13 protein-coding genes are annotated in these 20,622 nt (G+C 60.2%); 8 read left to right on the top strand and 5 right to left on the bottom strand.

Annotated features, from left to right (window positions below; translation table 11 throughout):
- Window positions 1–24: 24 nt before the first annotated feature.
- Window positions 25–897 carry a hypothetical protein gene (locus ABD704_RS06185; RefSeq protein ID WP_344698803.1) on the top strand — a complete coding sequence of 291 codons (873 nt, stop codon included), beginning with the start codon at window positions 25–27 and terminating at the stop codon, window positions 895–897.
- A gap of 92 nt (window positions 898–989) precedes the next feature.
- Window positions 990–1,397, top strand: coding sequence for a hypothetical protein (locus ABD704_RS06180; protein WP_344698802.1), 408 nt, complete (start codon window positions 990–992; stop codon window positions 1,395–1,397).
- A 154-nt stretch (window positions 1,398–1,551) separates the two neighbouring features.
- Here the strand turns inward: ABD704_RS06180 and ABD704_RS06175 are convergent, their stop codons facing one another.
- Complete coding sequence (locus ABD704_RS06175) at window positions 1,552–2,109, bottom strand: hypothetical protein (protein WP_344698801.1); 558 nt, start codon at window positions 2,107–2,109, stop codon at window positions 1,552–1,554.
- 46 nt (window positions 2,110–2,155) lie between these two features.
- Complete coding sequence (locus ABD704_RS06170) at window positions 2,156–3,622, bottom strand: hypothetical protein (protein WP_344698800.1); 1,467 nt, start codon at window positions 3,620–3,622, stop codon at window positions 2,156–2,158.
- A gap of 310 nt (window positions 3,623–3,932) precedes the next feature.
- Between ABD704_RS06170 and ABD704_RS06165 the strand changes: the two genes are divergently transcribed.
- The 4 genes from ABD704_RS06165 to ABD704_RS06150 all read left to right on the top strand — a co-directional run bounded on the left by ABD704_RS06165 (window position 3,933) and on the right by ABD704_RS06150 (window position 14,280).
- Window positions 3,933–5,219 (top strand): deoxyribonuclease II family protein, encoded by a 1,287-nt coding sequence (locus ABD704_RS06165; protein ID WP_344698799.1) that lies wholly within the window; start codon window positions 3,933–3,935, stop codon window positions 5,217–5,219.
- Complete coding sequence (locus ABD704_RS06160; protein WP_344698798.1) at window positions 5,219–6,334, top strand: DUF2235 domain-containing protein; 1,116 nt, start codon at window positions 5,219–5,221, stop codon at window positions 6,332–6,334. Before ABD704_RS06165 ends, ABD704_RS06160 begins: the two co-directional genes overlap by 1 nt.
- A 315-nt stretch (window positions 6,335–6,649) precedes the next feature.
- Window positions 6,650–10,237, top strand: a complete 3,588-nt coding sequence (locus ABD704_RS06155) for a hypothetical protein (protein WP_344698797.1) — start codon at window positions 6,650–6,652, stop codon at window positions 10,235–10,237.
- Window positions 10,238–10,248: 11 nt separating this feature from the next.
- Entirely contained in the window at window positions 10,249–14,280 is a 4,032-nt protein-coding gene (locus ABD704_RS06150) for a hypothetical protein (RefSeq protein ID WP_344698796.1), read from the top strand.
- A 593-nt stretch (window positions 14,281–14,873) separates the two neighbouring features.
- Here the strand turns inward: ABD704_RS06150 and ABD704_RS06145 are convergent.
- The 3 genes from ABD704_RS06145 to ABD704_RS06135 all read right to left on the bottom strand — a co-directional run bounded on the left by ABD704_RS06145 (window position 14,874) and on the right by ABD704_RS06135 (window position 17,277).
- Complete coding sequence (locus tag ABD704_RS06145; RefSeq protein WP_344698795.1) at window positions 14,874–15,605, bottom strand: hypothetical protein; 732 nt, start codon at window positions 15,603–15,605, stop codon at window positions 14,874–14,876.
- Between the two features lie 230 nt (window positions 15,606–15,835).
- Complete coding sequence (locus ABD704_RS06140; RefSeq protein ID WP_344698794.1) at window positions 15,836–16,063, bottom strand: hypothetical protein; 228 nt, start codon at window positions 16,061–16,063, stop codon at window positions 15,836–15,838.
- Window positions 16,057–17,277: an FAD-dependent oxidoreductase gene (locus tag ABD704_RS06135; protein ID WP_344698793.1), complete on the bottom strand. Its 1,221-nt coding sequence runs from the start codon at window positions 17,275–17,277 to the stop codon at window positions 16,057–16,059. Before ABD704_RS06135 ends, ABD704_RS06140 begins: the two co-directional genes overlap by 7 nt.
- Window positions 17,278–17,772: 495 nt before the next feature.
- Here ABD704_RS06135 and ABD704_RS06130 point away from each other — a divergent pair, with 495 nt between their 5' ends.
- Both ABD704_RS06130 and ABD704_RS06125 read left to right on the top strand, forming a co-directional pair.
- Window positions 17,773–18,891 carry an alpha/beta fold hydrolase gene (locus tag ABD704_RS06130; protein ID WP_344698792.1) on the top strand — a complete coding sequence of 373 codons (1,119 nt, stop codon included), beginning with the start codon at window positions 17,773–17,775 and terminating at the stop codon, window positions 18,889–18,891.
- 764 nt (window positions 18,892–19,655) lie between these two features.
- A complete protein-coding gene (locus tag ABD704_RS06125; protein WP_344698791.1) occupies window positions 19,656–20,615 on the top strand; it encodes an MBL fold metallo-hydrolase in 960 nt (319 codons plus the stop codon).
- Window positions 20,616–20,622 lie beyond the last annotated feature (7 nt).

Genomic DNA, 20,622 nt, shown 5'->3' with positions numbered 1-20,622 from the left:
CGACAAAATTGCAGGAGCAGTACGATGGCCGACATTGAAGTCACGGCGCAGTTCAAGGCTCCCCGCGCGCGGAGCGTTAAAATCTATAGATTGGCGTCGCCGAGGGTCAGCGAGAAGAGTTTAAAATCGGTCGCTGCTCATTTTGGGCTCGATCCTGCCTCGAAGCGCGCGACGACGTGCAGCGATCGCAACAAGCTAGTTTACAGCGAGGGTCCGCTCGAAGTGACGATGTTCCGTGCGTCGGGCGGCGTTCGCTTCCGTCATATGGCTCGTTGGCAAATGGATGACGGCGGGCCCGACTTCGCGATTTCCGACGAAGCGGGCCAGAAACGTGCCCAAGAGATCGTCAACCGCTTCAAATGGGATGGCGGCGAACAGCGCTTCCTCAAGGCCGCGCGACTTCGCGTTGGCGAGGCGAACGTTGATAAGAAGCACGTCGGAGATCGAACGATTGACGTCGCAGTGGCTTTCCAGCGCCTGGTCGACGGCCTCCCCGTTGACGGTCCCGGGGGGAAGTTAATCATCTATCTAGATCGACACGGCGAAGCGACGGCTGTCGAACGACTATGGCGTGAACTCGATCGCCCTAGCGGCGAGGCCCATCTCCTGCCGCCCGAAGCCGCAATTGAAAATCTTGCGCGCCACCTAAAGTCCAAGCGAGGCATGATCGAGGTTAGCGAGATCCGACTTGGCTATTTCGAATATGGGTGGAAAGACCGTCAGCAAGTGCTTCAGCCGGCCTACGTACTTATTGGCCATACAGGGGCTCGCGATTCACGCGCGCGGCGCAAGATCGTGCACGTCGCTCCCGCAATCGATAACCCGCCAGTGCGGCTGACGCCGCCACTGCGCCGCAAAGCACCGCAGCCCAAACGGAATGCGCGAAATGCCGCATGACACTTTCTGATCAAGAAATTGATCGGGTCGAACGGAGAATGCGGCCAGGCGCATTGTCGGGTGCGGGGTTCTTGGGTGCTGACGAGCGGCTCATGGACGTGCTCGACAGCGATCAGCGCACTCTCAACACACTGGGGGTCACGGCCGCGCAAATCGCAAACACCTTGGCCCAAGTGCTTGAGCCCATTCTATTAAGTCAGCGTGTCTCGGGCCGAGTGGGACATCATGATGTGCGACTGCGACGCTACAAGGGAAGCCAACGCTGCCCGTTTCTGGATGATAGCAAAGCCATTCGCTGCGAAGCTGCTGGCGGCGCGCGACTGGCGTCAGTTGATTGGTGGGTGCGCAACCACATAACCGGCGAACGAATCGAAGGCCCTGGGCTGATTGTGCATCTCGCCGCGGGGCACGGCTTTTTTGAGGGGCAGCGCTCGCCATATCGCGTGGAGCCGGAAAAGCTTGCCCGAGTGTTAGAGCTTGGGCCTTTCGCCCGCACGTAAGTTTGGCGCTGATCCGCTGTGGCTAAGCGTCACTCAGTACAAAAGTGACAAAATGTCATGACTTGCGCCGACGTTTTTGAACAGTCGGGACCGAAACTCGATCAGATGGACTCCTCCAAAGGCGAGCATACCAAGAGGGCCGCGCCGCGAACCGCTACGCGGACTCTCGGGCCTGATGTCGTCTTCCGGAGACAGGCCGGCCAGCGATGACCGCACCTACGAAGGCCATCAGCCCAGCGGTAAAGCTGATCCACGCCGCAACGAGAGCAAGCTGAACCCGCATGATCGACGTGCTGGTCCAAAGGCGCTGCGCTTTCCATTCCGCCGACGGGAGCGCTTCGAGCGGCAAATGCGGGCAGTCGAGTGGGTAGACGAGTTTGGCGGAGGCAGTGCACTCTGTCCCGATGACTACGCGATCCTTGGTGTCGGGAACGTCGACCACATAAAGAGAGTAAAGCGGCAGATACGCTCCGATCCCGATGGTGCACAGCGCCATTCCGAGGATCATTAGGCCACGGCGCGAAGCTCGCTTGGCGGCTCTGCCCCATTCCCACATGGCCAATGCTGCCATGAGGATGAAAACGGCGCTGACATATTCAACGGCAGGAGGCCATGGCGGCTGAAGGCCAGCAAAAGCAACAATCAACGGGATAGTCGCAATTGTCGCGCCAAAGGCGAGGATCTTGAGCAAGTCTTTTAGATATTGGTCCAACGTGCGCCCCCTCAAATTCACTGCGCGCTAGGAGGTCCCTAGAACCTCAAGGTGCCACGACATTGATGGTTTCGACGTCAGGTCCGTCAGCACCAAAATCCATGACGTCGCGAGTTACCCGGCCATCGGGCCATTCTGCGGAATAGGCATAGCGCCCAAATAGCTTGGCGCGTTGGCCGGACCCCACTTCCACCCAATTGTCGCAGACGGTGCGATCGTAAGGTTTAACCTTTCGCGCCTGGCAAACCTGAAACGAGAAGCGCGGGATTAAGAACAGCCGCCCGTTGTTCGGAGCGAGTGCAAAGCGGTAGGGGGTCCGGATGGTCAAGGACATTGTGTAATAGCATTGCTCGGGCCGCTTGAACGGCAGGGCCCGTGGTAAGCCCAATGCGTTCAACGACGCGATCAGCTTCTCCTCCGGCGTCCTCGGTATCAACACGGAGTGGGATAATTGAGCTCCCGCAATCGCCCCGACCGGTGCATGCACCGCCGGGGCGCCGTGATATGCCGTCAGGCCTCCGACCGGTGCATGGGGGGCGTGGACCGCCGCTCCCACCTCACCGCCAATTGCCGCTTGCGGCACTTGCGCAAACTTGATCGCGATGGGTCGTCCCTGCTGAATCCGATCGCTTCGATATGCTTTTATCAGCCGGTCAATGGCATCGCTCTGTACGCCTGCAACCTGCAAATTGTCGCGAATGTAAATGCTGTCCACCAATATGCCGATCTTGGAGTCTGTGCCGGCCGCAGAGGGAGTTGGCGTGTCGTCAACTTCCATCGAAGTGTCGGGATATTTCATGTCGCACGGTTGCAGGACATCGCCGTTGATTGCCGCGAGTTTGCGAGCAGACGTCATCGGGTACTTCTCGGCGACGAATTCAGCTGCGGCGATTTCGAGGGATTCATCGAGAGTCGGCAGCACTTCCGGGGCGGCAGGTGCTTGAGCGGCGGTGGGTTCGACCGCCTCTGGCGCAGGCTTGGCTGTTGCTTCGTCCGGTGCTGGCTGCGCAGTAACGGAAGCCACGCCTGTTGACGAAACCCTCACTCGCGCTTTCAACGACTGCATATTGAAATATTTGTGGCCATCGATCGTCACAACATCCGGTTCGATGCCTATTTCATACGTAATTGGAGCAACCACGACCGTCGCCGTCGCCCCGGGCGCCCAGGTCTCTGCAGCAAACCTTGCCGCCGGAAATGTCGATGGGTCAGCGCCATTGCTAACCAGGATGCTTACGGTCGACGCGACCGAATGGCTGGGGTCGAGGATCCGGCCACCGCTAAAGTCATAGAAATAAATGTAGCCGGCTGGCTTTCCCTCGGTGTCGTGAATGATGGCCGTCTCACCGGTGCAGCAAAATGGTCCGATGACCCCATTGTTGTTTTTCGTGCCTCCGCCTGGAAATTCGACCGTTCGGTTTTGCACGACCTGCGCCAAAGACGGCGCGGCAAGAGCCAAGTGGATAATGCCAGCGGCGGGCAGATAGCGTTTCCAGATTGCACCCGCGACCATAGCAGCTCCAGTGCTTGAAGGGGCAAGTCATTCGCGATCCGGCGCTACCAATAATATACCGTTGGTCGCCGTCGTGAAAGCAGCACCATTAGAGGATGCAAACGTAAGCTTGTTCCTCCACGCTAACTTCGAAGCAGCGTCACGTGGAGCCGGGTGGTAGGCAGTAGTGCGATGTCGCTGCCAGACACTCATGGCAAGAGCATGCGCTTGTCATGAGAGGCATTTCAGACAAAATGGCACGTTGCTTTACGCCCTCCCCACCCTCGGGTAACTAATCAGTCGCTCGGCTTACTGTGGGAGGGAAGGCGCCATGCAATCGCAATGGCCGCTGGGCATAATCATTTCACGCACGTTGCGCGCCCTAGCCGCAGTGGTCGCGCTGTGTCTCTCGGTGGACGTCGCCCTCGCCGCAGCACCTTCCCCGATGGTCGATCAAGCTCATCGAGCCGAATGGGTATTCGCTTTCAAATTCAACGCCGGCACATTCCCTACGAGCGGTGCATTGTCGTCGTGTCTGTTTGGGGGTGGGCCGCAATCCTATCCAAGCAGCCAGCGGTACGTATTCGCGTCGAAAGTTACGCCAGCGCTTGCGGATGGCCCAGGCCTGATCGGTACATCGACCGCGGACCCCTTGGGGGCGACATTTGCCAAGATCTACGCGTCGGGCCTCAACTTCGTCGTGTGGAACGATCAGTTTTACCGCCATCCGCCGATCTCCGGCTGCAGCGAAAGTTGTGGTGGGCCGTGGGGGCACTCGAAGGGCGTTGTGGCCTGGGACGATCAGGGCCGTGGCATCATCATTCAGGTGACGACGCCGTCTTGGCCCGGTTCTGGGACTGCTGCCGCGCCACGCGCTGACGACGGGAATACGCTAGGCTGCGTTGACGACGACAACGTCAAAGCCAGTCAGCATTTCTTCGAGCTGCGCTTAACTCCCACAGACACTGCCGCGGTACTGGATGCGCTTGCTAATGCTTCAGTGGTGACTGACGTCACCAACCCGCAATTAGCCAGGCTTGGTGGGCCACCGGAACTTCGAACGCGCGCGCAGCAGCTGGGTCACAAGTCGAACAGCACGCAATTGTTGGACGTGGTGTTATCGTCGGGCGTTCGCCTCATCGCCAAGCCATCACAGCTGCATGCCCCGCCATGGCAAATGCTCTCGGCCCGGCTCGGGGGCGTATCGCTGCGAGCCGCGACATGGTGGGCGTCGCCCCGCCTCCCCACTACCGTCGCCGGACAAACGATCGTCTGCTGGCGCAGCGACTTAGGAACGCCAGGGGCAGTTGATATTGCAACATCGGGCAGCTGGAGCGGCCATGCCATCGGGCTGCAAGGCGGTCCTCAGCCAAACGCCAATCATGCCAAAGTGGGCGTGTCGACGGACGGCACGCACCACTACGCCATTTTCGCCGACCTCAATCAGCAGGGTCGACTGACTGGCAAGTGTGATAGCAGTCAGAACGGGCGCGGCGGGCTTTTCTTCATTGTTGATGATCCCGCACTGCACGCGAGCTTAGCGGCACTCATCAACGGCGAAACTGCTAGCACTGCCGTGCCGAAGACGGGCGTGACGGAACTGGGTCCAAGCCACTGATGCCGCGCAATTTGGTCATTTGCTGCGACGGAACGGCCAATGAATTCGCGGCTGACCGAACTAACGTGCTTAAACTGGCCTTCGCGGCGGAAAAGCACGATGGACGTCAGCTCGTCTATTACCATCCCGGCGTTGGGACCATGGCGCCGCCGGGGCTATTTACGGCGATTGGAAAATGGACTGCGCGCCTCGCGGGAATGGCGTTCGGTTACGGCCTTAAGGCTGACATTCGTGACATTTACACGTTCATCATCAATCACTTTGAACCCGGCGACCGGCTTTACATCTTCGGATTTAGCCGCGGGGCTTACACGGCGCGAGCGGTAGCGGCTTTGATTCATGGCTACGGTTTACTCGGTCCCGGAAACGACGCGCTCGTTCCCTACGCAATCCGGCTGCTCTGGAGCGCCAACAGGGCTCGGACCGACGAGGCGCGCAATCATTATTTCAAGCTTGCAGGCGAGTTTAGAAGCACGCTGTCGGTGGCGGACTGTAGGCCGAGCTTCTTGGGCTTGTGGGACACGGTGAGCTCGGTCGGCTGGATCGCAAACCCGCTCGCCCTTCCCTACACTCACACGCTACCCAACGTCGAAACCATCCGTCACGCAGTGGCGATTGACGAGCGGCGCGCGTTCTTCCGCACAAACCTCGTCGCCAACGACCCAAGTCGCGACATCCAGGAAGTGTGGTTTCCAGGTGTTCATTGCGATGTCGGTGGTGGCTACCCAGAAGCGCAAAGCGGCTTATCGAAGCTGTCGCTCAAATGGATGACGGCTGAAGCGCGAAAGGCAGGAATGCTGTTCGATGATAGTCGCGTCGACCTCGTGCTAGGCCGGAGTGGCCATGGCTATGCGCCCGGCGACCCTAACGCCGTCATGCACAAGTCGCTGACTTGGCCATGGTGGCCCGCCGAGTTCTTGCTGAAAAAGCATTGGGACAAGACGACGAGGCAGACGCATTGGCGCCCGAACTTGTTCAGGCCCAGGCACTTCTCGCCAAGTCCGATTGTAGATGACAGCGCATGGGCGCGCGACGGTGGCTACGCGGACCGGTTACCGCCGGATGCGATGAAGCACAGCATGGCGAACAAACCGAGAGCGGCCACGGGTAATTGAGAGGCCTTGCGGAGGAGTCGCGCATGTGTGGACTGAGGGTGGCGCCGCGTCTGGGTCAAGAAGTTCGACAGTACTCAGGACAGGGGTGACAAAATGGCCGCTTGTGGCGGTTAGCGCGCGCATCTCTTGCATTTCGACACCTGACGTCGACCAGCTGCCAAAGCTAATTCGCCGCAACAATCGTGGTTAGTAGTCTCCTAGAACATGTGGTAGCTTTACTCGGCTTCGCGATCGAGTCGAAGGTCGTCAGCGGAGCTCGGCGGCGACTGTTCTTCCACTCCTTCACGTAAGTATCGGCACGGTTTTCTATGAGGCATGGCCGATCGTGCGCAGCACGCGTCACGGTTCGATGCCATTGTCTGGCGCACCGGCCGAAAGACGCTCGGTACAGCCGCGGCAGAGGAGCAGCCGATGCGCAATGTTACCAAAGTTCGGCTAGCGGATCGCTCATGGTTCTTGGGTGAAGCGGAGCTAGACCCTCGAGCACTGCCGCTCGGGATTGGCGTCTTAGAGCCGAGGCCTGTGGAACTGCTTCTAAGGCGTGCCGACGACCTCTTAGTTTTGCGGCTGCGGCTCCACAATCTGGTCCTCAGTGGACCTCCGGACGGGCGGCGAATCGCGCCAAATGATGCAACCAAAGCCGCATTCCTGGCTGTTTATCATAGCCCACAATCGACCGCCGAAGAGGTGTTCGGAGATTCTTCGCTCACCGATTTGCCCTCGCCGCTACCGGCGGGCTCACTGCCAGGGCAACTTCGCCTGTCGGGCGGGAGTCGCGTCGTCTATCGCTTCCCTCCAAGTTCAGCTGACTGGGACGGGTCCGCTAGCGGACTACTTGCCGCGATGGCTGCCTGGCCGATGGAGCATGTGCCGCTTAGTCTTCCAAGCTTTGGTGGGCTAGTTTCGCCATTTGACAAGGTCCGGGAGCTTGGGCGCATCGTCACGAGCAGCGCAGGAAATCCCGGCGTTGCAGAGCAGGTCGATCGCGCCGTCCGGCGGACTGCCCAGTCAATCGGCGAGCTTTCTCATGATAGCGCTCGAGGAGCACTGGACGATCTCACGAATGCCGTTGCGAGCATTGCCGAGCGCGAACGAATTTCGGCCAAGAAGCTCAATGAACTGCATCACGGCGCCGAACTCCAGCTCGCGGGAAGCCTGGGTAGAAGGTTCGCGGAGAAGATCGGGGTCGACGCGGTAATCACCGCAATCCCGGGGTTTCGCCTATTATTCAAGCCGCGGCCGCCGACCATTACCGAAACTGCGATTGAGTTGCCTTACCGAGTCGCGATTTCTCCGCTTGGGGACGCCTGCACCTTCAGTCATGCGCTTAAGCCCGTAACCCGAGGTCCCGCCAAGCGAACTGAATTGTGGCACTCGCGCCTCGGCACTGTAGTTGGAGGCGAGCGCATCGACGCGACCGAGGATTCGGTTCCGATTGCTGCGATCTGGTCGCCCGACTTTATTGACCCGAGCCAGGATCCTCCCTTCCGCACTTCGCTGACCAAGCAGGATCGGATCGATCTCGTCCATCTGACAGCTGACGAGACACTGAAGATCAATAAAGGCGGGCGAGCTTACCGGCCGACGCCCGCGTTCGCTGATCGGCTGATGCTAACCGCACTCGGCGGCTGGCTCGATGCTGATGGCAAATGGCCTGTTCCCCCACTCGATCCGGCGAACCCGCCGTTGCCGGTCGGCCTCTCAGCGTGGTCTCACCATGCCGCGATGGGGCGCGACTATCGCGTCGAAACGGTCCACATCGGTCACCTGCTTCCGTTCGGGCATCGGTCGGCGGCGATCGTTACAACTGAACGCCGGTTCGAGCCCCACCCGAACGGAGGCCGGGTTGCGTCTTTAAGGCAGTACCTCAAGGTGTTGGTTCTGGAGCCGCTGCTGAGCTTCCCGGCAGCGCGACAACCCTTCGAAGGACGCGCGTTTCCGTTCGGTGCCGTCGAGATCCTGACTAAGACGACACCCAAGCTCACCTGGCCCAGCGACCCTTCGAGTTTTTGGGTTCAATTGCAGAGCGCCGTAGGTCCGCTCGACTTCCGCTTCCCGGTGCGGGCTACCGACTTGAGCGGCGCGACGCTTCGTTTCGACGTCCCGATGCGCTTCGTGGCGGACTCCACCTCCATGGGAGCGGCCCTGCTCGCCTATAATGGAGCGGACCAGAGCGTTCCTGGCCGAACGACGGCCTTACTCCACCAGCAAGTTGTGGAACTGGTTCCAGGACCTGGCCCCGTCGCGTTCCCGATCCGAGAGCTTCGATTTGCAGCCAGCGAAACGGATGCGTGGAGCTCCACGTCGACTATTCGCCGCGTCTTTCCTTCGTTCAGCGCGGTAACCTTAATTTCGACCGAAGTGGGGCAAATTACCGGCGGCGAAAGCGCGGCTGAATTCGCTTTTGCGTCCACTTGGTTGAACCATGGGTTTGGTGCCGGCAATGAAGGCGAAGTCTTCCTCGCCTCTACTAGCGCAGCGCTGCAGGCCGACCTCGGTGGTGGAGGCAAGTCCGACACTACTGGCGGCTTTGTTACCCCGAGTTTCGGCGTGGTGGGCATGTCGCGCCTCGTCGGGCATATCGGCGGCAAGTCTCCGACCGACGCGATTGATTTTGCCACTGCGGGCTTCAATCCAGACTCTTGGTTCCCCTCGGCAAAGTTGTTCGGGGGAGTGGATCTCAAGGACATCCTCGCGCCGATCGCGGTCGGGCTCGCAGGCAAGATCCCGCAGCTCAAAACAGTCCGAAGTCCTGACAAAATCACAACCAGTTTCGAGCACAAGGTCGAGAAGCTGCCGAACAAGGTCGCGCTGCTCCGACTGAACACGCCGACGCCCTCAACTTTTGAGATCAAGGTTTCGGCGACAGCGTTTCTCAAGGTTGCTGATGATCCTGCAGCGTTGAGCAAGGTCGGCTCTGGGCCCGGAGATTACGCGCGCGACAGCGGCTTGAAGGATCCGGAAGCCGAAGCGTTTGCCAAGCTAACTGCATTCAAATTCGACTTCTTTGGTTCGATCATTGTCAGCTTCGATTCCTTCGCGTTCACCGCGAAAACCGGCAAGGGCTTCGACCCTGACCCAAAGCTCGCTGGCACCGACCCGGTCGTCTTCGGCGGTCCGCTCACCTTCCTCGAAACGCTACGAAAATCGGTGTTTGGTGGCGGCAAGTCGTCAGGCGCGCCTTCGGGCGGGGGTTCAGGCGGAGGTAGCGGCGGCGGGACTGGCGGCAGCAGCGCGCCCGCATTCGGATTTAAGCCGATCATTAAGCTTGAAGACGGAGGCCTAACAGCTGGCGGCAAGTTCGGTGTGCCGTCCGTCCAAGTTGGCGTTTTCACGCTCAAAAACGTGATGGCCTCGGCTGCGATTAAAATCCCGTTCGACGGTCGGTCGGTTGGGTTTGTTTTTGGTTTCGCGGAGCGCTCCAATCCATTCCAGCTGACCGTTTCATTATTTGGCGGCGGTGGCTTCGTGCTCCTCGGACTTAACGCCGAGGGAGTTCAGGAAATCGAGGCCGCGCTCGAGTTCGGCGCATTTGCGGCGGTTGATCTCGGCATCGCCTCGGGCGGGATCTACGTGAAGGGCGGCTTCTATTTCCACTGGAAGAACGCTGATCGAACGACTGTATTCGTCGGTTACGTGGAGATGGGCGGCGAAGTGCAGGCGCTCGGCATCATCTCGGTATCGATTGTGCTGAACATTTCGCTTGGTTTTTACAAGCAAGGCTCGACCTCGCTGGTGAAGGGCCAAGCCCAACTTACGATTGAAGTCGAAGTATTGTTCTTCTCGGTGAGTGCGAGTGTCACCGTCGAGCGCAGTTTCGCTGGGTCACAAAATGATCCGCGCTTCATCGACTTCGTGCCCAACCAAAGCGTCTGGGCGACCTACGCTGCAGCCTTTGCCTGAGGAGTAGACGCATGACGCGCACGCAGCAGGTAATCTGGACGCCGCTCCCCAATGGCCTGAGTTCGGATGGCAAGAAACTGCGCATATCAGTCCTGGTGTCACCGCGGTTGGTTACCGACAATGGCGCAGACGAACCGCTCAAGGCGTTTCCTGATTTCCTCAACTGGGCGGACCGGATTTCCCGCGCTCGGTTTGCCATTGAGTTCGCCGGACTTACCGTCCGCGCTGAATTGGAGACCGCACCTGAACCGGACGTCTATGCACGCTTATTCGGTCCTGCGACCGTGGTCCGCAGCCATCGATTCGAGGACAAACGCTCGACCTCGGTTCTAACGTCACCATCCCTTGCTCTCGCAAGTGATCTTGCTGAACTCTACGGGGACGTGTCCGCTGCCGCGTCGGATGAGCTTCCGTCACGCCTATTTTGGCATCAGAAAATCGGCAATGTCGGGAAAACTGGTGACGCCTCGCCAGAGATTCTTTTGCGCATGCTGCGTGCGCGCCGATCTGGGGAGCGCGGCCTAGCTCCGTTGGACGCGACCGTAACCGGCCGTTTTGCGCTACACGATGTGTACAATAGTCCACTCTCGGCAAGAACGACTGCGCGGCGGGCAAAATCGTACGATCCAACCGAAGATGTGGTGTGGGAAACGAACGAGCTCGCGCCGCTTCCCGACCCGGCCCAGTACCGCGACATCATCGATTTCCACAGGATGGTTGGAATGCTTTCGCAGCATCCACCCATCCTCCTTGCCACAGGTTTCCGCGTCGATCTCACCGTCGATCGAAACGCACTACCAGCAACTGCCACCGACCGTCTGGTGCTTAACGTCCGTTGGCCTCATGGAGACGAGGTCCAGACACTCCCTGACTCCACGCCTGGCGTTCAAACTGTTCTGGACCGCAATCGCTTCATGCCGGCACCACGAGCCGCCAATGATCCGCTGGTGGTGGATGGGTTTGCCCGCCTCGGCGCTCGCGCCGGGCCCATCGAAGTCGACGTTAATGGCTCCGTCCTTAAGGTGCGGCAGTTCGCAATCAACATCGCCAACACGCCGGGCCGCGAACTCGAACGAGGTAACGGATCGATCGCCGATCTCGATCCGGCTGGACCTGAACCCGATCGCGCCGGCGCCCCGGCGCTACGCTCGGGCGGTCTGACTCTTGCTGATGATCTTCGTGGTGAAGCTTTGGAAACAGCGTTTGACGCAGCCGCCAGCCTCCAGTCGCAACACGCGTCCAGCGCTCCCATCACCCTGTATCAAGAAGACCTTCTGCGCGGCCTTCGCGCCGAGGTGGCGGATGGTGATGGTCCGTGGCAGTCGTTGTGCCGCCGCACCAGCCTCTACCATTTCGTCTCCGACGGAAGCACTCGGCAGATCGCCGACAATGAAGGAGTCATTCGAGTCGGCGCCGGCGGCTCCGCCGACGGCAGCATACCGGACGTTCTTAAGGTCGATGCAGCGATCTTCAGTTGGAGCGGATGGAGCCTCGTCGCGCCCCGGCCCGGCCGGGCGATCGACACCTCAGATCGCGTGGCCGACGCTGAAAGCCTCTCGCCGCCCGGGCTTCCGCTCGAGGTAGAACATCAGGCGCAGCCCGGATCGCTGCCGTCGCTACGCTTTGGTCGCCGCTATCGCGTTCGACTGCGGGCAGTGGATCTCGCCGGGAACGGACGCGCGTGGGACAAGAACGCAAAGTCGCCGGCGGGGGTCGAGACTGCGCCCACGATCTATCGCCGGTTCGAACCCATCGAGGCACCGATTGTAGCGATGGTGGGACCACCGACCATGCCACCGCCGAGCCTTGGCGAAGGGCTGAGCGTCCTCGCCATTCGCTCGCTAAATTCGACCGAACCAGACAATGAGGTGCCGACGACCGAACAGAGCGAACGACACCTGGTGCCGCCGGCGGGATCGCAGCGCCTCGCCGAGTTGCACGGCATGCTCGATGTCGACGGGAAGCTGGACCCGGCGAGCTTCACCTTGCTGGCAACGCGCGACAGGGAACTCGGCAGCATCTCTACTGACAAGAGCGAAGATCAGCTGCCCGTCGGGCCAGTGACTTTCGAGCTTCCTTACCTTCCTGATCCGCTCGCGCACAGCTGCGTGGTCCGCGTCGCAGGATTCGGCAAGACACCTCCGATCGAGACGCGGGTGCCCCTCTACCGATCCGGCAAGACGTGGCCGGACGCAAGTGCGTTCCGCGTGCAGCTAGTTGAGGGAGCAAATGAGGTTACGTTCAATGCCACGACGCGTGTCCTCACGGTCGCTCTTCGTAAAGGGGAGCATGTGCGTGCGCGCGTCAGCCATGCCCTGAACGACGATGACCTGCCTTTGATGGGTGTTCTGCAATGGGGGTTCGAGCGCTGTGCGCCGGCCGCTCGCGGAGCGCTTCAGAAGCGCGCGCTCGGCGGCCACGACTGGATGCTCACTCCTTGGCGTGACCTTGACCTCGTTCACGCCGTGCAGCGGCCATTGGTGCGCCCCGCCATCGAACAGCTCCAGATCAGCCGCCCGCTAGCGTCGACGAAGGCAGACCTCGCATTCTCGACGCCCATAGACACGCTTAGCACCGAGCGACTGGACGTTTCAGCCACTTGGCTCGACCCGCGCGATGACCCAGAAGAGCCCGCACCGCAGTGGATCGCCGGGAGCGGCCATGCGGCGCGACTTAAGCTTGCGCGGCTATCGGCTCCGGGGTTCGCCCCGCCGGGTCACAAGAGCTTCGGCAAGGGCGATGACGCCCAGCAAGTGTTCGCCGATACTCGTTACCGCCGTGTGGGCTATCTGCTTACGGCAACGACGCGCTTTACAAGCTTCCTGCCCGACCCGTTGCGAGATCCCGACCACTGGAGCGATCTCACCGTCACATCTGAGGAAACGGTTGGGTTCGTGCCAAACTCGGCACCACCGCCCGCGCCGGATATTGTCTATGTCATCCCGACATTCGGCTGGACGCGGCGCTCGGTCAGCGGAGAGCAGCGCAGCTATCGAGACGGCGGGGGCTTACGCGTCTATCTTCGCCGACCGTGGCTTGTTACCGGCGCAATGGAGATGCTGGCCGTGGTTCTGCCGCCCGGCGGACTTGCTGAAGCCGACGTCGATGAGCGGCTCAACAAACTCGTCACGCGGTGGGGAAGTGATCCGACCGTGCCTGGCGCCGGGTTGCTTCACGGCTCGCCGACAAGAGGTCAATTTGGCCTGGCCGTTACCAGTGGACCGATTGCGCGGGAGCGCCTTGACACCGTTTTCCCGCCTGCTGAAGGCGAACTCCCGCCCGGGCCCTTCCACGTCACGGACTTGCCTCTACCCGGAGCTCCTGCCGGTACCCGCGTCGACGTTGCTCCACATTTGGTCGCTTATGATCCGGACCGTGAACTGTGGTTCGCCGATATCGTAGTTGATGCTGGTGCGCAGGCCATGCCGCTAATCCAGCTCGCCCTTGCCCGTTATCAGCCGATCTCGTCAGAAGGTGCGCACCTTTCTTCAGCGGTCCGCTGCGAGGTCCTGCAACTCACCAACGACCGGCTAGCAATCGTTACTCGTAAGGGAGCTCGCACCTATCGTGTGACGCTATATGGAGAGGCCTTAGCCACGGGCCTCTCTCGCGCGCGCTTCTCGCCGGTGGAGCTGATCGTTGAGCAGCTCGGCGCTGGTGATGACGAGGATTTCGGCTGGCACGCGCTCACCGGCATCAAGCTGCGCGACGCCGCACCTCCACCGCGTCGGCCATCTGGTTCAACGCGAGCAGCGGCTGCTGCCAGACCCAGTGCTGCCGCCGTAGCGGCCACTCGTTCGATGTTACTGAACCGTGATTATGCAGGTCTGCTCAAAGATCGCTCCGCAATCTCTGCGCTGATGATGCCGGAAATCATCGACAAGGAGCTCGTACTTCCGCGTTCACCTGGACTTGGTGAGCGCTTTCGGCTCGTCATTAGCGAGCATGAGCCACGCAGTCAGTCATCGGGGCATAAGATTCTCGAGGAGGAGACCGGCTTGCCTCGGACAACGTACCTCGAAATGTTCCCGTTGGATGAATAGCCCAGCACGCTATGGCCGCGCCCGGGTCGAGTAATCCAGAGCATTCACTTAGGGTTCGATAGAGGCCTGGGTGCAAACAACTCGCCAGCGGCCGGCGCGCTTGGCGCAGAGCTCGGTGAACTCAGGCGTACTTTGTACGCCCGCCTGAGTCGGTGCGCTTCAGTGTCGCGACCCCGCCCGTGATTGCTGAATGCGGCCGAGCTTGAAAATCGGATCTTCAACCTTGAAGGGTCCGAGCGTGAAACTCCATCATCGAGATCAGCTCGCTCGAACGTTCAGCCTAGTAGCCACGGAAAACCCAAAACAGCCCCTCGCGCGCGGCTAAACCAACGTCAGCTTGCGATCTGGCCCGAGCTGCCTGGCAATGGCGGAGATGGGCGCAAACCCGACCTTAGGGAGTCAGCTGGACGGAAATTTCCCAGTGATTTGAGTGCCCACCATATTCGTGGCCGGTGCGCCATAAAATCAAGTACTTATGATGCCGCGACCTGCTCCGTATGGAACGAGCATGGAAAACAGTGGCGAGACGAGCCGTCAATTTGGCGACAACATTATTGCCCTAAACGGTGCAAATTTGCGCTCAGCCTTCTTGATTAATTGAAGGGCAGTAAGCCCCCGCCGCACTGCCCCTGCTTGAACTGGTTAAAGTGCACCTTCGCGTGCGGCCCCTTCTCGTCGAATACTATCGTGTATGAAGCCTTGAAGGTCAGGCTCTTGGTCAACTTGTCCTTCGTTCTGCCATAGCAGAAGTGGTAGTCGATATTCCCGCCGTTGATCTGATGGGAGTACATCGGATTAGTAAAACGAATCGGCGAATCCGGGATACTGAACGCAAGCTTCTTGTACGCCCTGCCAGTGCGCTTTTCCTGATCCGAATTGCTGATCTGCTGCCCGTTCGGCCCCGTGACGGTCGTAAGGTGCCGATCCGCCTCATACCAAAGATCGAAGTTGTTCTCGTTCCCGAACATCGGCGTGACAGTCAGGCCCACAGCTAACATGCCGTCCGGGTCGAGAGGTATTAGCCCCACCTCAACATCCTGATAGCTCACGCTGTACTGGTCGTACTGATGGACGGCCCAAGCAGTAGAACCGAGCAAAGCCAGCGCGATGACCCAGTATCCAGCCTTCCGAGACGGACTGAAGCGAATGATCGCAAATGAAAACGCGGCAACGCCGAGAGCAATCAGCAGGCCTATAGCTGCCGGTAGGCCTGCTATGCGCGATATCTCGTAGCCAATAGCGGCGCCCGCGCTCACCGGGATGAGCCCGTAAACAGTAGTGGAGTGACTGATTAGAGCCCAAACCTGCTTGGTCGAAGTGGACATGTCGTGGCATTCCTGTGGAACTTATCCGCAGCTAGCGGCCAATCGTGGGTGTGTAAAAGGGCACAATCCCCCAAATTCGTAACTCGTGCCGCCTAAGCGATCGGCGCATTGCGTCGCCGCGTTCAGTTATAAAGGATACAAATCGGCAGCTGTTCAAAGCATGCGGCCATGAGCACGAAGCGCAGCCCGACTTTCAGGCTCAAATTCAGTGTTTGCAGGTCAACCTGAAGTCAGGTGGCGTCGACCACCGGCCATGGCTGATGCTCTCCGAGCGCCACCGCGATATCGGTTTGTCGAGAGAGAGCGGTGCCATATCCGGCAGCGACCGGCAGAAGTCCTGCGCCCGACGGGCGGATCGTCCGGCGACCCAGAACCTCATATCCGGCAGCCGCAAGCCGACGACTGATCCCCGCGCCCAAACCACCATAACCGCCGAGTACGAGAACACGGCTCAACATGGCCCGAGCGTCTGAAGTTTGGCTTCGGTTAGCCCGCAGCGGCGTAACGGGTCCCCGATTAGCCCGCCGACCATCGCCGCCTGGATCCAAGTCGCCGGCCATAGTTTGGATAGCGGACCGACCAGCGTGTCGCGGAGCATTGGCAGGACGCGGCTGTCAGATTGATAGACAGGCGTGAATAATGCCGTCAGCCACTGGTAGAGCCGCACATGGTTGCGCCGCATTTCCACGGCCTGCTGAAGCCCATCGTCCACCGACGCGGCACGGCCCAGCGATACCATGAGGGCCCACGCATCAAGCAAAGCCATGTTGGCTCCTTGGCCGAGCTGCGGGCTCGCCGAATGCCAGGCATCCCCTATGTGGATCAGTGCCGGTTCAACCGGCGCAGGGAGTGTGCGGTGGGCGTAACGCGCGAAGGTCAGCTGCTCGGGGCTTGTGATCTGATCGAGGAGCGGGGCGCATGCGGGCCACAAGGCTCGCACTTCCGTTTTCCACCGATCGAGCCCCGCTGCCCGCCAACCCTCTAAAGCGTCGCGGCGGAGCGACCAGAAGAATGCTGCCTTGAGCTTCTTCTCACCGCCATTCCCGATTGGCAGGACGCCGGCCATGACGCTGGAGCGGCGATACCGCTGCTGCAGCGCGTCCTGCGCGAAGTGGGTTTCATCCGGCCAGTCAAGGGTGGTCCACAGTGCGCCGTAAGCGAGATCCTTGCCGCATGGTGGCGCCAACGGCCAGCGGGTGCCGAGCGCGTCGACGACTAAGTCGAACGGCTCGGACCGCTTGCCGCCTGCGAAGACCAGACGCCGGCCGCTCGCGTCCGCGTCGCTCGTGACAATCTCGACGCCTGTCGCGATCTCGACGCCCCCACTCCGCACCTGATCGTATAGCGCATTGAACAGGCCAGACCTGTGCACACCGATGCCGAAGCGCGGAGTTCCGCCCAGTGAACGATAATGAACATCAAGCACGATGCGCTCGCTGGCGCAGCCGAACAGCCGATCGATGCGCGAGCCTTCTGCCAGAACTCGGGCAAGCAGCCCGAGCTCAGCGAGAACAGCTTGGCCGGTGGGCTGTATCATCAGGCCGGAACCGATCGGCCGCGGCTCGACGAACCGCTCGAAGAGCGTCACGTGATGCCCATGACGTGAAAGGAGAAGCGCGGCTGCAAGACCGCACGGGCCGCAACCTGCCACCGCAACGCTCAACCCCCGCATGACCGAGGTCAGTAGGGCACGCAGGGAAAGAGGAATAGTCCGTAGCTATTTGGCCCCGGACCGAATTTGATGACCCGTCGAGAAGGGCAGAACGCGAACATTTCTGACGTGATTCTTCGCTTAGAAATCACTCTTTCCAAAGCGCGCCACGCCTTGGTTTCTTACTGAGCCATCGGTGAGGCCCGACGCCCATGTCCATCATCCTCTCGACGAAGAGGATAGAGGCCTCGGTCGCATTTCCGGCCCGACTAATGAATTGGTCTCGTAAGGCGGCCGCGGCGGGACGTTCTTCAGCGGAATAATATTCATATCCTACAATGAGTTCGGCGACCCCAGCATCATTAAAGCCCTACCAAACAAGGCTTTGAAGTTTTCGCCGCAACCCATTTTTTGCAAGCGGTCGTAGGCCGCCCGGCAATGTCTGCTTTCCACCCATTCGTGCCGCGGCAGCTTTCGGCCCGTTGCAGACGATACAGTTAGCTGCGACGAGAGCGTATGCTCAAAGTTGCATCGCTTCTTACTGTGCTAAGCCTCTTGTGGGCGCAGTCACCCGCTTCGGCACAGCAGACCGTTGGTCCCCACAACCGAGCCGAGGCGGTGAAGATCATCGCGGACCTTCGCCAAATCGTGAATCCGCAGGGTCTTCAGGCGATCGAGACGGTTCCGATCGGCGGGATCAAGCAGGTCGTGTCGATCCGCAGCGAAGATCTTCGAAACCCGGTTCTGATCTATTTCCATGGGGGGCCCGGCTATGTCGAGATGCCTCTCGACTGGTGGTATGATCGCGGGTGGGACGAGTATTTCACGGTCGTTCAATGGGATCAGCGCAATGCGGGCAAGACCTACGTTGCCAGCGGTCCGAACGACCAATCGTTGCTAACCCCGGAACGCTTTCAACAAGATGCCGAAGAACTCGTTCAGTGGGCGTTGAAGCGCTTCGGCAAACGCAAGGTCTTCGTACTGGGCCATAGCTGGGGCAGCATGCTCGGGCTAAAACTTGCGTCAGCGCATCCTGAATGGCTGCACGCCTATATCGGCATGGGACAGATCACGAATGGTCCGGAAAGCGAGCGCGAGGGCTGGGCCTGGACGCTTTCGAGGGCGAAAGCCGATCATAATGCGAAGGCGGTGCAGGAACTCGAGGCACTGGCGCCTTATGCCGTCGGCGAGGCCCCCATCTCGGTCGCGTCGATTCTTACACAGCGCAAATGGCTCGGCCATTATGGCGGGGCCGCGTGGCGGCGAACGGGCGGCGACTTCGAGGCGGCAGCCTTCCCTCTCTCGCCCGAATATAGCGATGAAGATGTGCGCAAAGCATTCGAAGGTCAGCTCGCCGTCACGAACGCACTTCTGCCGAAAATCCTGATGACTGACCTATCCACGATCAGAAGGCTTAAGGTGCCGCTGATCCTGCTCCTCGGCCGGCATGACCAGAACGTGTCCAGCGACGTCGCAGCGCGCTGGTTTGCAAAGGTCAGAGCGCCATCGAAAACGCTCGTGTGGTTCGAAAGCTCAGGCCATCACATCACGAGCGAGGAACCCGGAAAGCTGCTCATTTCGCTAGTGACAAAAGTGAGGCCGATCGCACTGAACGTTGGAGACGGCGTTCGGTAGCGTCCGCTTCCGACTCATTGCGGGCATAGCGCGCAAGCTTACGCTAGCGACTCGTTGCCTGCCGAGCTGTTCGGCTCAGCGGGCTCCGAGGAAATGGACCGGTGAGCAATTCGAGTTCGTTTTCTCCCTGTTCGGCCTGCTCCTTACTCTTGCGCGAGCGGAGCTGCTGGGAGGGCTCCGCAACACCTTTCAAGAACGAAGGACGATCCGGGTTAGCTGGCTAACGCCCTTGTTGGGGCGTTCAGCTGCATTAGACCTTACTTCATTCTGGTCCTTCTCATGGTCAGTGCGCGACACCATACCTTGCTGGTTATCTGACGTTGCTCGGCGGACTGCTCATTATCGGTACTTACTACCTTGTTGCCCGCTTAGTTTTTCCGCGTGATCATACGCAGTGGCCAGACTTTGACGATTACTATTTCCAGCACAAAAACTGGGTGCTGGGAGGAGTGGTGGCCTGCAACTTCGCTGCAAATGCGGCCACGATGGCACTTGGCGCACCGTTCTTTGCCAACGGCGTAGCGGCAGTGAGCATTCCCTTGTTCTATTTGCTTTGCCTTGGAGCGATGCTCACGCAGCGTAGCTCTAGATTTCGACCCCGTGGCGGAGATCGCCGACCGGCTGCGGCATGTGACCAGCACGCCCACTTGCTCGTCCTCCAGCACTAGATGCTTTGCCCCGATCCAAGTGGCGGCATCATGTGGAAATCCCCTATGGCACCCGCCGACGCTCACAGGGAGAAGTCCTTTGAAGGAGACTGATCCATGGGCGTTGCCCTCGCCGAAAAGCGGCGCCTTGAGGCTGACATTCATCTCGTCGACGCCAAAGAGCAGGTCGAACGCACGTTGCGCGGTGAAATCCGCTCACCCGTCGTAGCAAGCTTCTTTGACGAGCCGACCTTCACCGCAACGCACGTCGCGCATGATCCCGTCACGAAGAAAGCGGCGATCGTCGACAGCGTCATGGATTTCGATCAGGCGGCTGGGCGGACCTCGTTCGAGGGCGCAGAGCGGATCATCGACTATGTGAGGGCTGAAGGACTCACAGTCGAATGGCTGCTCGAGACCCATGCCCATGCCGACCACCTGTCGGCAGCCCCCTTTCTCCAGGAGAAGCTCGGCGGCCGGATCGCGATCGGTGAGAAGATCCGAACCGTTCAGGAGTTCTTCGGCAAGATATTCAACGAAGGCACCAACTTCGCCTGCGACGGCTCGCAATTCGATCGCCTGTTCCTCGACGGCGACAGGTTCGAGCTCGGTGCACTTTCGGCGATTGCCCTGCATGTACCCGGCCATACGCCAGCCGACATGGCATATGTCATTGGCGACGCCGCGTTCGTCGGAGACACGATGTTCATGTCGGACTATGGTACGGCGCGCGCCGACTTCCCTGGCGGAGATGCGCATCAGCTCTACAAGTCAATTCGTCGGTTGATGGCGCTTCCCGAGCAGACGCGCGTGTTCCTGTGTCATGACTACAAGGCGCCAAACCGCGACCATTATGTCTGGGAGACAACGGTCGGGGCGGAGCGGACCGGCAATGTCCACGTCCATGAGGGGGTCGATGAGGCGGCGTTCGTCGCGATGCGGACCGCTCGTGACCAAACGCTTGGAATGCCGAGGCTGATCCTGCCGTCCATCCAGGTCAACATGCGCGCGGGACATCTGCCGGAGCCGGAAGCGAACGGCACACGTTACCTTAAGCTTCCGCTCAACCTGCTGTGAGCACGCC

It is taken from the genome of Sphingomonas limnosediminicola, assembly GCF_039537965.1.
In the GTDB taxonomy this organism is placed as follows: Bacteria; Pseudomonadota; Alphaproteobacteria; order Sphingomonadales; family Sphingomonadaceae; genus Sphingomicrobium; species Sphingomicrobium limnosediminicola.
Note: the sequence above shows the minus strand (reverse complement) of the source record. Positions and strands in the feature narration are given on the sequence as shown.